At 73.0% G+C, this 14,017-nt stretch carries 11 protein-coding genes; 2 read left to right on the top strand and 9 right to left on the bottom strand.

From position 1 onward, the window contains the following. Positions 1–2: 2 nt before the first annotated feature. On the bottom strand, positions 3–1,289 hold the full coding sequence (locus ABZ923_RS24480) for a sugar ABC transporter substrate-binding protein (protein ID WP_361475402.1): 1,287 nt from the start codon (positions 1,287–1,289) through the stop codon (positions 3–5). A gap of 230 nt (positions 1,290–1,519) precedes the next feature. Here ABZ923_RS24480 and ABZ923_RS24475 point away from each other — a divergent pair, with 230 nt between their 5' ends. Then, complete coding sequence (locus tag ABZ923_RS24475; protein WP_361475400.1) at positions 1,520–2,581, top strand: LacI family DNA-binding transcriptional regulator; 1,062 nt, start codon at positions 1,520–1,522, stop codon at positions 2,579–2,581. A gap of 108 nt (positions 2,582–2,689) precedes the next feature. Further along, positions 2,690–4,036 carry an amidase gene (locus tag ABZ923_RS24470; protein ID WP_361475399.1) on the top strand — a complete coding sequence of 449 codons (1,347 nt, stop codon included), beginning with the start codon at positions 2,690–2,692 and terminating at the stop codon, positions 4,034–4,036. 90 nt (positions 4,037–4,126) lie between these two features. Here the strand turns inward: ABZ923_RS24470 and ABZ923_RS24465 are convergent, their stop codons facing one another. The 8 genes from ABZ923_RS24465 to ABZ923_RS24430 all read right to left on the bottom strand — a co-directional run bounded on the left by ABZ923_RS24465 (position 4,127) and on the right by ABZ923_RS24430 (position 13,888). Further along, positions 4,127–4,300: a hypothetical protein gene (locus ABZ923_RS24465; protein WP_361475397.1), complete on the bottom strand. Its 174-nt coding sequence runs from the start codon at positions 4,298–4,300 to the stop codon at positions 4,127–4,129. Between the two features lie 396 nt (positions 4,301–4,696). After that, the gene (locus ABZ923_RS24460) at positions 4,697–6,214 is read right to left on the bottom strand and encodes an SDR family NAD(P)-dependent oxidoreductase (protein ID WP_361475395.1); all 1,518 of its coding nucleotides are present in this window, start codon (positions 6,212–6,214) and stop codon (positions 4,697–4,699) included. A gap of 130 nt (positions 6,215–6,344) precedes the next feature. Continuing rightward, positions 6,345–7,676, bottom strand: coding sequence for a wax ester/triacylglycerol synthase family O-acyltransferase (locus ABZ923_RS24455; protein WP_361475393.1), 1,332 nt, complete (start codon positions 7,674–7,676; stop codon positions 6,345–6,347). A gap of 148 nt (positions 7,677–7,824) precedes the next feature. Continuing rightward, positions 7,825–10,146 carry a GH92 family glycosyl hydrolase gene (locus ABZ923_RS24450; protein ID WP_361475391.1) on the bottom strand — a complete coding sequence of 774 codons (2,322 nt, stop codon included), beginning with the start codon at positions 10,144–10,146 and terminating at the stop codon, positions 7,825–7,827. Between the two features lie 236 nt (positions 10,147–10,382). After that, entirely contained in the window at positions 10,383–10,505 is a 123-nt protein-coding gene (locus tag ABZ923_RS24445) for a hypothetical protein (protein WP_361475389.1), read from the bottom strand. Between the two features lie 127 nt (positions 10,506–10,632). After that, positions 10,633–11,853 carry a glucose-1-phosphate adenylyltransferase gene (gene glgC / locus ABZ923_RS24440; protein WP_361475387.1) on the bottom strand — a complete coding sequence of 407 codons (1,221 nt, stop codon included), beginning with the start codon at positions 11,851–11,853 and terminating at the stop codon, positions 10,633–10,635. Between the two features lie 51 nt (positions 11,854–11,904). Continuing rightward, positions 11,905–13,056 (bottom strand): glycogen synthase, encoded by a 1,152-nt coding sequence (gene glgA / locus ABZ923_RS24435; protein WP_361475385.1) that lies wholly within the window; start codon positions 13,054–13,056, stop codon positions 11,905–11,907. A gap of 40 nt (positions 13,057–13,096) precedes the next feature. Next, on the bottom strand, positions 13,097–13,888 hold the full coding sequence (locus ABZ923_RS24430; protein ID WP_361475444.1) for a (2Fe-2S)-binding protein: 792 nt from the start codon (positions 13,886–13,888) through the stop codon (positions 13,097–13,099). Between the last annotated feature and the right edge of the window lie 129 nt (positions 13,889–14,017).

Genomic DNA, 14,017 nt, shown 5'->3' with positions numbered 1-14,017 from the left:
GGTCAGCCCTGCCGGAGCAGCCGGTCGGCGGCGCTGACAGCGTTGTCGAGGGCTTCCTCGGGGCTCTCCTTGCCCTGGAGCGCCTTGGCGACCTCGTTGCGCAGCGCGGTCTTCATCTGTTCGCTGAACAGCACGGGGGTGTAGTTGACCGCGTTCTTCAGGGACTTGGCCGCGGCGATCCGTACCCGGGTCTCGTCGGTGCCGTCCTCCTTGGTGAAGTACGGGTCGTCGAGGGAGCCGGCGGTGCTCGGGAAGATGGCGACCTTCTTGGCGAAGGACATCTGGTGCCGCGCATCGGTGACGAAGTGCGCGAAGGCGACCGCGGCCGGGGTGTGCCGGGTGCGGGAGTTGACCATCACGCCCATCACGTACATGTTGACGTGCCCGGTGCTGGTGATCTGGTCGGTGATGCCGATGTTCCGGTACAGGCTCGGCGCGTTCTTCTTGAAGTTGCCGAGGTCCAGGGCGCTGCCGGGGTTCATCGCGACGGCGCCGGTGAGGAACTTCTTGCCGGCGGACTCCCCGGTGGCGGTCAGCGCCTGCGGGTCGAGGGCCTTGGCGTCGTACAACTGCTTGTACCGGGTGAGCAGTTCGACGCCCTTGGGGTCGTTGAAGGCGAAGCCGGTGCCCTGTTCGTTCATCAGCGGGACGCCGTAGCGGCCGAAGTCCTCGATGGTGGGCACGTTGGCGAGGGTGGCGACCTTGCCGTCGCTCCTGCCGGCCATCCGCAGGGCGTCGGCGAAGAGTTCGTCGTACGTCTTCGGCGGCTGCTCGGGGTCGAGGCCGGCCTGCCGGAACAGCGCCTTGTTGTAGAAGAGCGGGCCGGTGTTGAGGTACCAGGGGAAGGCGTACGTGCCCTTCATGCCCGGTATCCGATGGCTGGCCCACGCACCGGGCAGGTACTCGGACTTGTAGGTGCCGGCGGCCTTGTCGAGGTCGAGGGCGAGGCCGGCCCGGGCGAGCGGGGCGACCAGGTCCGGGGAGACGTTGACGACGTCGGGCAGGGTGCCGCCGGCCGCCTCGGCGCTGAGTTTGTCCGGGTAGCCCTCTGCGGGCTGGTCCACCCATGTCACATGGGTGCCCGGGTACGCGTTCTCGAAGTCGGCGATCAGGCCCTCGAAGTACGGCTTGAAATTGGCGCGCAGGTTCCAGGTCTGGAAGGTGATGTCGCCCTCCACCTTGCCGGAGGCGTCGGTTCCACCGCCGTCGTCACCCCCCGAGCCGCAGGCGCTCAGCGGCAGGACGAGGGCGACGGCAGCGGCGGCGAGGGCTCTGCGGGACATGGACACGGGGACACGACTCCCTTGCTGTGTCGGGTTGTTGGGTGGCGCCAGAGACCATGCCCGGGGCCTTCCGAGAAAGTCAATGGATTCGCCGAGCTAAAGAAATCGGTCCTTCATTAGTGCAGGTCGGAAGACTTTTGATGCCACACTTGCCGCGTATCACTAATGCGCTTTAGGGTCTTGACACATCCGCCCACTCAAGCGCATTAGCAAGTACCCTCCGAAGGGGGAGAAACGTGCCGACCAGACGGTCCCCCGCCCGCCGGCCCACGATGAAGGACATCGCCCGGCGCGCCGGAGTCTCCGAGAGCGCCGTGTCCTTCGCGCTCAACGGCCGCCCCGGCGTCTCCGAGGCCACCCGCGCCCGGGTCCGCCGGGTCGCCGAACAGCTCGGCTGGCGCCCCAGCACGGCCGCCCGCGCCCTGTCCGGGGAGGGCGCGGCGACGGTCGGCTTCGTCCTGGCGCGCCCCGCCCACACGCTGGGCGTGGACTCGTTCTTCCTCCAGCTCGTCTCCGGCATCCAGGAGGTCCTGGCCGAGCGGCACCTGGGCCTGCTGTTCCAGGTGGCGCGGGACGTGGCCGACGAGTGCGCGGTGTACCGGCGCTGGTGGGCGGAGCACCGGGTGGACGGCGTCCTGGTGGCCGACCCGCGCGCCGACGACCCGCGTCCCGACCTGCTGGACGAACTCGGCCTGCCCGCGGTGGTGATCGGCGGCGCGCCGGACGAACGCCACCCCGGCCTGTCCACCGTGTGGGCGGACGACGCGGGCGCGATGGCCTCGGTCGTGGACGAGCTGACCGCCCTCGGCCACCGGCGGATCGTGCACATCGCCGGCCTGCCCGACCTGGCCCACACCCGGCGCCGGACCGCCACCCTGCGCGCGGAGGCGGAGCGGCGTGGGCTGACCGAGGTCCGCTCGGTGACCACGGACTACTCCGACACGGAGGGCGCGGCCGTGACCCGCCGGGTCCTGAACTCCCCTGTCCCGCCCACCGCGTTGATCTACGACAACGACGTGATGGCGGTCGCCGGGGCCTCGGCGGCGGCCGAACTCGGCTGCCGTGTACCGGAGGACGTCTCCGTCGTCTCCTGGGAGGACTCGGCACTGTGCCGCATGGTCACCCCGCGGCTGTCCGCCCTCTCCCGCGACAGCGCCGAGTTCGGCCGCACGGCCGCCCGCGAGCTGCTGTCCCTGCTCGACGGCGCCCCGGCCCGGGCGGTGGGGGTCCCGGTGCCACGGCTGACGGGACGGGGCAGCACGGGTGCGGTCCGCGCGACGGACGGCGAGGTGTCCTGACCGGCCGTCGGTCCGGGCCCGCCGGGCGCGGCCTCTCGACGTACTCCCTCCCCGCCGGGCAGAGTTCTCCTACCCGTCGTTCGTACCGATGAGTAACGAGGAGTGCCCGTGAGCAGCTGGGTCGGCCGGAGTGCCGTCGAGATCGCCGCCGCCGTCCGTGAGAAGCGGGTCACGCCCCGGGAGGTGGTGGCCGCGCATCTCGCGCGGATCGAGCGGCTCGACGGCCGGATCGGTGCGTTCCGGAAGGTCCGGACGGAGGCCGCGCTCGCCGAGGCCGACGAGGTGGCCTCCCGTGCCGACCTGGCCGGACTTCCGCTGGCCGGAGTGCCGTTGGCGGTCAAGGACAACCTGGCGGTGCGCGGCGAGGCCGCCCGCAACGGCTCCGCCGCCACCCCGGAGACCCCGGCCGCCGCGGACCACGTGACCGTGGCCCGGCTGCGGGCGGCCGGTGCGGTGGTCGTCGGCCTGACGAACGTGCCCGAGCTGTGCGTCTTCGGCACCACGGAGGGCCCGTACGGCATCGCCCGCAATCCGTGGGACCCCTCCCGCACGGCCGGCGGCTCCTCCGGTGGCAGCGCGGCGGCGGTCGCGGCGGGGCTGGTGCCGCTGGCGCTCGGCAACGACGGCATGGGCTCGCTGCGCATCCCGGCCGCGAACTGCGGGCTGGTCACGCTGAAGCCGGGGCACGGGGTGGTGCCGGCCGGGATCGGCAACGGCGACTGGTTCGGGATGTCCGAGAACGGCCCGCTGGCCACGACGGTCGCGGATCTGCGGCTGATGCTGGCGGTCCTCGCGGACGGTGGGTTCGGGCGCCGGGAGGAGCGGCCCCGCCTCAGGATCGCCGCCGCGGTGCGCAGCCCGCTGGCCGGGGTGAGCGTGAGCCGGCCGTATACGACCGCGGTCCGGCAGACGGCCGGGGTGCTGGCCCGGGCCGGGCACCAGGTGCGGCGGACCGAGCCGCCGTACCCGCTCTCGCTGGGCGTGACCGCGCTCCGGCACTGGACGGCGGGCACGGCGGTGGACGCCGAGGGCCTGGACCGGGCGCGGCTGGCCCGCCGGACCCGGGTGCACGCGGCCGTGGGCCGCCCGTTCGTCCGGGGGGTCCGCACCGGTGAGGCCCGCGAACGGCTGCGCGCCCGGCTGACGCCGTTCTTCACCGAGCACGACGTGCTGCTCACCCCGGCGCTGGCCCGCCGCTCCCCGCGGGCCGGCGCGTGGCACGAACGCGGCTGGCTGCCCAACGTGCTGGCAAACACCGCCTATTCGCCGTTCACCCCGCCGTGGAACCTGACCGGCTGGCCCGCGATGTCCGTCCCGGCCGGCGCCCTGCCCTCGGGCGCCCCCTGCGCCGTACAGCTCGTGGGCCGGCCGGGCACCGAGGCCGTACTGCTGGACCTGGCGGAGGAGCTGCAGGAGCTGAGCCCGTGGCAGCGGACGGCCCCCGTGACCGGCTGAGGCGCCGGTCCCCGGGGACCACGTGGGGCGCGGTGTGAAGGTCCCTGCCGCCGAGCTGCGTGCGGCGATCGCGGCGGGCCGTCCCGGAGGTCAGTCCACGCTCGGCAGGATGTGCGGCTCGGCGAGGTCGTCCTCGTATCCCGCGAGACGGATCGGGGCGGACCGGGCCCACACGTCGAGACTGCCGAGCTCTCCGGGCCGCCGGCCCACGCGCTCCGTGCGTTCCTCGGGGCGCTGTTCGCGATTCGTCTTCTCCGGTGTCACCGCGCACTCCTTATGTGTCGGGTCACCCTCGGGGCGTACCGGACCGTCTGCGCTCCGGAGCTCGACGCCCGCTCGGGTCTGGTGGGAAGGCCAGTCGGACGCGGTGGCGCCGGTGTCTCTGTCGGAGCAGGCCGTTGTCGACCGGCTCACCCCAGGACGGACGGTGGGTGTGGGTGGGACCCCGTACTGCTGTCCGTCCCCTCCAGGTTAACCAGATGAGCGGGCATCCGCTCGATAGGGAATGCAAACAAGCGGTAACCGATACGCACCTTCCCGCCGCCCAATACCCCCTAGGATGGGGCTTTTTGTAACAAGGTGCTCACTCGGACGACCCGTCGAATCACCCATGTGGCCTACAGGGGCGAACGCCCCTCCACCCGCTGACGCGGCGACGGCTCACCACTTGCCGGGCGCGTAGTCCTTCAGGAAGACGCCGTACAGGTCCTCGCCCTCCTCGCCGCGCACGATCGGGTCGTAGACGCGGGCGGCGCCGTCGACCAGGTCGAGCGGTGCGTGGAAGCCGGCCTCGGCGAGGCGCAGCTTGTCGTAGTGGGGGCGCTCGTCGGTGATCCAGCCGGTGTCGACCGAGGTCATGAGGATGGCGTCGGCCTGGAACATCTCCTGGGCGCTGGTGCGCGTCACCATGTTCATCGCGGCCTTGGCGGCGTTGGTGTTGGGGTGGCCCGCGCCCTTGTACCCGCGGCTGAAGACCCCTTCCATGGCGGAGACGTTGACGACGTACGCCCGTCCGCTGGCCGCCTTCCGCGCGGCGTCGGCCATCGCCGGGCGGAGCTTGCTGATGAGGATGAACGGCGCGGTGTAGTTGCACAGCTGGGTTTCGAGCAGCTCCACCGGGGAGATCTGGTCGATCGTCTGCACCCAGGTGTTGCTGTCGACGACGTCGGGCAGCAGGCCGCCCGCGTCGATGGCGGTGCCGTCGAGGTGCCGGGCGACGCTGGCGTTGCCCGCGACCAGGGCGAGGTCGGCGACCTTCTGGGCGTCGAGGCCGCTGGTGCCGAGGGGCAGCGCGGCCAGGCCGTCGACCGCGCCGGAGTTGAAGGCGCCGATCACGTGGTGGGCGGGCAGCTCCCCGGCGGGCAGCGGGGCGCTCTCGCCCTCGACCAGGGCGGCGTAGGCCGAGGGCAGGCGGCGCACGGTCTGCGTGGCGTTGTTGATCAGGATGTCCAGCGGGCCCGCCTCGGCGACCTGGTCGGCCAGCGCGACGGCCTGGGCCGGGTCGCGCAGGTCGATGCCGACGACCTCCAGGCGGTGCATCCAGTCCGCCGAGTCCTCCATCGCCTTGAAGCGGCGGATGGCGTCCTTGGGGAACCGCGTCGTGATCGTCGTGTGCGCGCCGTCGCGCAGCAGGCGCAGCGCGATGTACATGCCGATCTTGGCCCGGCCGCCGGTGAGCAGGGCGCGCTTGCCGGTGAGGTCGGCGCGCGCGTCCCGTTTGGCGCGGTTGACGGCGGCGCAGTCCGGACAGAGCTGGTGGTAGAAGTAGTCGACTTCGACGTACCGCGTCTTGCAGGTGTAGCAGGAGCGCGGACGCTGGAGTATCCCCGCGATCTTGCCGGTCTCGACCTTCGAGGAGGGCAGGATGCCCTCGGTCTCGTCGTCGATGCGCTCGGCGGAGCCGGTGGCGGTGGCCTCCGTCACGGCGCGGTCGTGCGCGGTCTTGGCGGCCCGGCGCTCCTGGCGGCGGCGCTGCTTCACCGTCCGGTAGATGTGCGAGGTGGCCCGGCGCACCGCGATCGCGTCGGGGTGGTCGACGTCGATCCGGTCCAGCTCCTGCAGCACGCTCAGGCAGACGGCCAGCCGCTCGGGGTCGATACCGGGCCCGTGGACCAGCTCGTCCACGGAGGCGTCCGTGGGCATGTCCATGGACGCCGAGCCGTCCTCTGTCACCGTCATCGCGCTGCCGCTTCCCTGATCACCCGCGCAGCGCTCCGACTCGCGCCCGCTTTCGAACAGCGGATTTTACGGAGCGCCGGGCCATGGCACCAAACCGCGCACTGATCCCCGTCCGCCGGGAGGCCGGGGATCAGTGCTCGCAGACCGCCAGCAGCGTCTCCACCTCGGCCGAGACCGCGTGCGCGAGCCGGTCGAGATCCGGCACGGCCTGCCCGTCGGCGACCAGCCCGTAGTGCACCCGCCCGCGGTACGTGGAGATCGCCACCGCCAGCGCCTGCCCGGGCGCGAGCGGCGCCAGCGGGTACACCTCGGTCAGCTCGTGCCCGCCGAGCCGGAGCCCGAGCCCGGGCAGCGGCACGCTGGTGACCAGGATGTCGAACCACAGCCGGGCCGCCTGCCCGAGCAGCGGCCCACCGAGCCGGTGACCGAGCGCCGGCACATGGTCGGCGAGCAGCGCCACCGCGCCGGCGCCCCGGTCGGGCCCCGCGTCCTTGTTCCGCACCATCGCCGTCCGCACGGTCTCCAGCCGGCCGAGCGGGTCGGGCTCGTGCACCGGAAGCCGTATCAAGTACCCGGAGAGCCGGTTGCCCGGTGGCTGGGCGGTGCGCGGGCGGCGCCGGGAGACGGGGATCAGCGCGCGGGGTGCCACGCCCTTGCTGCCGTCGCCGCGCTCGTCCAGCCAGCTGCGCAGCGCGCCGGCGACGACGGCGACGAGGACGTCGTTGACGGTGCCGCCGGCGCTCTTGCGCACCCGGTGCACGTCGTCGATGTCGACGACGACGCCGGCGGTCCGGCGGGTGCCGCTGGGCGCGGAGGCCAGCGCGGCGGTCGGGCGCATGCCGAGCGTGGACAGGGCGAGCGAGGCGCCGATGTCCAGGGCCCGGCCCACGTCGGACAGCGCGCCCCTGACCAGCCCGGGCACCCGCGCGGGCAGCCGGCGCACGTCGGAGAGCAGGTCGCGGGGCGGCTCCAGGGCGCGGGGCGCGCGCTCGGGCAGGTCGACGGGGTCCAGGACGCCGGCGGCGAGCTTCAGCGCGCGCAGCCCGTCGGCCAGGGCGTGGTGGAACTTGAAGAGCACGGCGAAGGACACCCCGTCCTCGCCGGGCAGCACATGCGCCTCCCACGGCGGCCGGCCGCGTTCCAGCGAGCGCTCCATCAGCCGGCCTGCGGCCGCCTGGAAGTCGTCGGTCGGGGCGTGCAGCCGTACGTGGTTCAGCGGGTCGAAGTCCGGGTCGCTCTCGCGGGTCGCGCCGCCGAAGGCGAGCGGCTGCCAGACGTCGCGGATGCGCATGCGCAGGCCGGGTACGGCGGCGGCGCGGGCGGCGAGCAGGTCGGCGGCGTGGGCGCCGGCGGTGGGCGAGTGCGCGGCGAAGACGCCGAGCGCCCCGAGGTGCATCGGGTGCCGGTCGGACTCCATGTTCCAGAAGGCCAGGTCGAGCGGAGCGAGCAGGTCGGAAGTCAAGGGCTTGCCTCACGCGTGCGGAGACGGGCGGATCAGCAGTCAATCCCGGCTGAACGATTACGGTCAAGTACGATCAGGCTACGCTCAGTTAATGCCAGGTTAAGTCCCGCCCCCGGTGAGGGCGGCGGGACTCGGGAGGCACCTGAGGTCACCTCAGAACGGGCGGCGCCGCTTCGGGTGACGTACCCCACTCCGACGGGCGCGGGCCGACCGTGAACGCGAGCGAGCGCAGGGAGCGCAGCGCACGGGTGGTCAGATAGGTCCGGCCGTGCCGTGCCCCGTCCGTGTGCACGGCCTGGACGTAGCGGTCGGCGGCGGAGGTGCCGGGCGCGGTCACCGTCAGCCGGCCGCCGGGCCAGTAGCGGCGGTCCAGGGCCAGGTCGACGCGCTCGAAGACCGGGGTGGTCAGGCCCCAGGTGTCGTAGCCGGGCTGGACCGGGAAGAGCCCGATGGACGACAGCACGTTCCAGGCGGACATGGTGCCGAGGTCGTCGTTGCCGGTCATGCCGGTGGGGCTGTCGGTGAACAGGGTCAGCGCCGCGTGCACCACGTCCGTGGTCTTCCAGGGCTGGCCGGTGGACAGGTAGGTGTAGGGCGCGATGAGGTCCGGCTCGTTCATCGGGTTGTACGTGGCGGCGTTGTAGTACGCGTACGGATCGCCGTGCACCCACACCTCGCGGGCGGTGCGCTCCGGGTCGGCGAGCAGCCGGTCGTAGGCGAAGAAGGTGTCCAGCCGGGCGTTGGCCGCGCGCGTGCCGCCGATCAGGTCGACCATGCCCGGGACGTCCTGCGGGACCAGCCACTGGTACTGCCAGGCCGTGCCCTCGTGGAAGCCGGTGCCGCGGGCCGGGTCGGGCGGGCCGGTGAAGGCGCCGACGGCGTCGCGGGCCCGGAAGAAGCCGGTGCTCGGGTCGAAGACGTTCCGGTAGTTGCGCGAGCGGGCGGCGTAGCGGGCCGCGTCGTCCGGGTGCCCGAGGCCGCGGGCCATCTGGGCGAGCATCGCGTCGGCAAGCGCGTACTCCAGGGTGACGGACGCGCCGTGGTGGTAGTCGGAGTCACCCATCTTGGCCAGCGGGCGGCCCTCGACGTACGGCGCGAAACCGTGCGCGATGTACTCGGCGTTGGCCTCCCGGCCGATGCCCGGGTACGCGGCGGGCGGCACCCCGTCGGCGTTCTTCCGCAGCGCGCGGTAGGCCCGCTCCTCGAACCCCTTCAGCAGCCCCATCCGGTAGGCGGTGGTCAGGAACGGGGTGACCGGGTCGCCGCTCATGACGTTCGTCTCGACCGGGCCGTAGCCCCACTTGGGCAGCCACCCGCCGTCCTCGTCGACGGCGACCACCGACCGGGCCATGTCCCGGGCCTCGCGCGGGGCGAGCAGGGCGAGCAGCTGCGCCTGGGTGCGGTAGGTGTCCCACAGCGACCAGTTCTGGTAGTACGTGAAGCCCCGGGCGCGGTGGGTACGGCGGTCCCAGCCGAAGTAGCGGCCGTCGGCGTCGCTGCCGGTGTTGGGCGCGAGGTACGACCGGTACAGCGAGGAGTAGAAGGTGCGGCGCAGCGCGGGCGTGCCGCCCCGCACCCGGACGGCGGCGAGCCGGCCCTCCCACTCCTCGCGGGCCCGGCGGCGTACGGCGTCGAAGGACCGGCCGCCCTCGGCGCGCAGGTTGCCGGCGGCGCCGCGCGAGTCGACGTACGACAGGGCGGTGGTCGCCTCGACCGTGCGGTCCTCGGTGGTGTCGAAGCGGACGTAGGCGCCGCCGGCCCCGCTCCGGGCGCCCGGGGTGACGGTCCCGCCGCCCCAGGTGCCGTAGGCCGTGAAGGGCCGGCTGAAGCGGGTGATCGTGTAGACCGTGTAGGGGCCGGTGTCCCGGCAGAAGCCGTGGCCGGTGATCTCGGTGCGCACGGTGCGGTCGTCCAGGATCTGCACCGAGCTGCTCACCGGCTTGTGCAGCGACTGGGCCGCGTTCAGCAGAACGTTGGCCTTGTCGGTGGCCGGGAAGGTGTAGCGCTGCACCCCGGTGCGGGCGGTCGCGGTCAGTTCGGCGCGGATGCCGGAGGCGAGGCCGACCCGGTAGTAGCCGGGGCTCGCCTCCTCGTCGTCGTGCGAGAAGGCCGCCGCGTACCGGGCGTAGTCCGTCTGTGTGACGTCACCGGTGGTGGGCAGCACGGGCAGGTCCCCGCCGATCCGGCAGCCCACGCCCGAGAGGTGGACCAGGGAGAAACCGCGGATACGGTTCTGCGTGTAGTCGTAGCCGGTGTTGTGCCCGGTGTCCGGGGAGAGTTGCACCATGCCGAAGGGCACGGTCGCGCCGGGGAAGGTGTTGCCCTCGTTCTGGGTCCCGATGAACGGGTTGACCAGGTCGGTGAGGTGGCCGTCGGTCCGCTCTGCGGCCCGTGCGGCGGGGGTGGCGACCAGCGCGGACGCTGCCATCACCCCGGCCAGGCACAGCCGCGTGCGCCGGGTCCCTCTCATGTCGGATGACCTCCGCAGGTTGGACATCGTTGCCTGCATCCTGGACGGCGGAGGCCGAAAACCCGTGCATTCGTGGATATTTCCATCAAACGCGTCGCGCGGGTGCGAGGGAACCGGGTGCCGACGGGCGGTCAGAGGGCCGGCTCGAAGCCCTCGTGGCTGCGGACGAACCCCAGCCGGGTGGAGAAGCGGTGGGCGTCCGAGCGGCTCTTGTTGCCGGTGAGCCGGCCGAGCGCTCAGCCGCGGGCCCCTGCCCTGGTCAGCGCGTGCTCCATCAGGGTCCGGCCGAGCCGGGGGAGGTACGTCGCCTGCAGGCAGCCCACCACCGTGCCGGTGCCCGGCTCGGCGAGGACCAGCACCTCGTTGCGCGGATCCTGTTCGAGGGCGGCGAACGCACGCTCGTGGTCCTCCCTGACGGGGACCGCCGCCGGAACGGACGGAACACGAGTGCGACAGCAGCGGACATGGCGCCGGCCCCGACGCCCGCTACGGCACCTGCTGCCCCTTGCCCAGCGCGATGACACCGCCCTTGGAGACGGTGTACAGCTCCGCGTCGCGTTCCGGGTTGACGCCGATCGTCGCGCCGGGCGGCACCTCGACGTTCTTGTCCAGCACGGCACCGCGCACGACCGCGCCCCGGCCGATGTGCACGTTGTCGTGCAGCACCGAACCCTGCACGACCGCGCCCGGGTCGACCCGTACGCCCGGCGACAGCACCGACCGGGTGACCTGGCCGCGGACCAGGCAGCCCGCGCTGATGATGGACTCGCTCGCGATGCCGCCCGCGTTGAACCGCGCCGGGGACAGCTGGTAGGAGTGCGTGTAGATGGGCCACTGGCGGTTGTAGAGGTTGAACGCGGGACGCTCGGCGATCAGGTCCATGTGCGCCTCGTAGTAGGCGTCGAGGGTGCCCACGTCCCGCCAGTAGCCCTGGTCGCGGCTGGTCTCGCCGGGCACGTGGTTGTCGCTGAAGTCGTACAGCTGTGCCTCGCCCCGCGCGGTCAGCTGGGGCAGGATCGAGCCGCCCATGTCGTGCACGGACTGGCCGTCCTCGGCGTCCCGCTGCAGCGCCTCGATCAGGACCTTGGTGGTGAAGACGTAGTTGCCCATCGAGGCGAAGACCGTCTCCGGGTCGTCCGGCAGGCCCGGGGGGTCGGCGGGCTTCTCCAGGAAGCGCTCGACGGTACTGCCGTCCGGGCCCGGCGTGATCACCCCGAAGGAGGAGGACTCCGCGCGCGGCACCCGGATGCCGGCCACCGTCACCCCCGCGCCGCCCTCGATGTGCTGCGCGAGCATCTGCCGCGGGTCCATGCGGTAGACGTGGTCGGCGCCGAACACGGCCACGTACTCCGGCTGTTCGTCGTGGACCAGGTTGAGCGACTGCAGGATGGCGTCGGCGCTGCCCAGGTACCAGCGCGGGCCGAGCCGCTGCTGGGCCGGGACCGGGGTGACGTAGTTGCCGAGCAGGCTGGACATCCGCCAGGTGGTGGTGATGTGCCGGTCCAGCGAGTGCGACTTGTACTGGGTCAGCACGCAGATGCGCAGCACGTCGGCGTTGACGAGGTTGGACAGGACGAAGTCGACGAGCCGGTAGGTGCCGCCGAAGGTGACGGCCGGTTTGGCGCGGTCCGCGGTCAGCGGCATCAGGCGCTTGCCCTCACCGCCCGCCAGCACGATCCCGAGTACGGAAGGCCCTCCACGACGCATGACCGCTCCCCTCACCGTGGTTGAAACCATGGCTGCCCCGAGCAGAGCGGACTAAGCCTGCTTGAGGATCTCCTCGTACAGCCCCGCCGTGCGGCGGGCCACCGCGTCCCAGCCGAACTCCCGCACCGCGCGCTCCCGTCCGGCCTCTCCCATCCGCCGGGCCGCGTCCGGGTCGCCGAGGACGGTGTCCAGCGCCCGGCCGAGCGCGGACTCGAAGCCGTCGTCCACGTCGGCCAGGAGGCCGGTGCGGCCGTCGTCCACGACCTCGGGGATGCCGCCCACCCGGGACGCGACGACCGGCGTGCCGCAGGCCATCGCCTCCAGGTTGACGATGCCGAGCGGCTCGTACACCGAGGGACAGGCGAAGACCGCGGCGTGCGTGAGGAGTTGGACGACCTCCGCGCGCGGCAGCATCTGCGGGATCCAGAACACGCCCGCCCGCACCCGGCGCAGTTCCTCGAACAGCTCCTGGAACTCCCGCTCGATCTCCGGGGTGTCCGGCGCGCCCGCGCACAGCACGACCTGGGCTCCGGGGTCGATGTCCCGTACGGCGCGCAGCAGATGGGGCACGCCCTTCTGCCGGGTGATCCGGCCGACGAACAGGACGTACGGGCGGGCGGGGTCGATGCCGTGCCGGGTGAGCGCGTCGGTGCCGTGGTCGGGGCGGTACAGCCGGGTGTCGATGCCGTTGTGCACGACGTGCACCCGGGCCGGGTCCAGGGCCGGATAGCAGGCCAGGATGTCCTCGCGCATGGCTCCGGAGACGGCGATCACCGCGTCGGCGGCCTCGATCGCGGTCCGCTCGGCCCAGCCCGACAGGGCGTATCCGCCGCCGAGTTGCTCCGCCTTCCAGGGGCGCAGCGGCTCCAGCGAGTGGGCGGTGACCACGTGCGGGACACCGTACAGGAGCTTGGCGACGTGCCCGGCCAGATTGGCGTACCAGGTGTGGGAGTGGACGAGTTCGCGGCCTTCGAGGGCGGCGGCCATGGCGAGGTCCACGGAGAAGGTGCGCAGCGCGTCGTTGGATCCGTCGAGGACGGACCAGGGGCGGTGGCGTACGACGCCGACCCCGCGCCCCTCGCCCCAGCAGTGCACCTCCAGGTCCACCAGGGCGGCCAACTCGCGGGCGAGGAACTCGACGTGGACACCGGCGCCGCCGTACACATCCGGGGGGTACTCCCGGGTCAGCAGTCCCACTCGCACCCGGCAACCCCCTGGTCTCGGCGGTACGTCCCCCTCATGGTCACCCAGAAGCGCCGCCCGGGGAAGAGCGCAGGGGGGAGGGCGGGGCGGAGCGCGGCGGCCGGGTGAAGCAGCAGTCGCCGCAGAGCCCGCCGCCGGGGACCCGGTAGTACAGGCAACAGCTGCGGCGCCGGAAGGCCGTGCCGGTGCGGGTGCCGGTGGCGTCCAGCAGGGGGTGGGCGAAGAGTTCCCCGGTGAGCGCGCGGGTGCGGGCCGCCACGTCGGTACGGCCGTGGGCGCGGGCCCAGCGGCCCAGTTCCCGGGCGGTCGCGGCGAGCGCGGAGCCCGCGTTGCCCCGCAGCAGGCCGGCCGCGACACCGTAGCGCGCCCGCAGGGCCGCCGCCAGGGGCTCCAGATGGCCGTGCAGCACGGTCGCGGCGAGCGTGGCCGCGTCCCCGGGCAGCGGGCGCGGCTCGGCGAGCCACAGGTCGTCGGGGGCGGTGGCGCGGGCGTCCCAGCGCAGCAGGCGCGGGTCCAGGTCGGGTATCCGGCCGTACAGGACGGCGCAGCCGAGGGCCGCCGACCACAGCCGGGCGGCCAGGCCCTGCTGGGCGAGGGAGGCGGCGACGCGCGGCTCGGCGATCCGCAGGCGTTCGCCGACGGTGGCGACCCGCAGGGCCACCGGGTCCCGCCGCGGATCCGCCGTGCCGCCGTCGTAGCCGTCGTAGCCGTCGTAGCCGTCCGCGAGGGTCGGCAGCCGCCAAGGCTCGCCGCCCGCCGTACCCGGCAGGGTGCGCAGGACGAAGAAGCCGCCGAGCGGGCGGAGCGCGGCGAGTTCGGGGTCGAGGTCCACGACAGGCACTACTACCAGGCGTGTCACCGGGGCGAGCGGGCGGGTGCGCCACCCTGCGTCACCCCACCAGGGGATGATCACCCGAGCGGTGTACTCCATCGGCAGTAGGACGCATTGCGTGCTCAGGTA

The organism is Streptomyces sp. NPDC046881, assembly GCF_040645015.1.
GTDB lineage: Bacteria > Actinomycetota > Actinomycetes > Streptomycetales > Streptomycetaceae > Streptomyces.
Note: the sequence above shows the minus strand (reverse complement) of the source record. Positions and strands in the feature narration are given on the sequence as shown.

Excerpts from the sequence above, each read along its gene's own strand:
- ABZ923_RS24460 (WP_361475395.1), bottom strand. The coding sequence starts at position 6,214 with ATGACGGTGACAGAGGACGGCTCGGCGTCCATGGACATGCCCACGGAC.
- ABZ923_RS24450 (WP_361475391.1), bottom strand. The coding sequence starts at position 10,146 with ATGAGAGGGACCCGGCGCACGCGGCTGTGCCTGGCCGGGGTGATGGCA.
- glgC (WP_361475387.1), bottom strand. The coding sequence starts at position 11,853 with ATGCGTCGTGGAGGGCCTTCCGTACTCGGGATCGTGCTGGCGGGCGGT.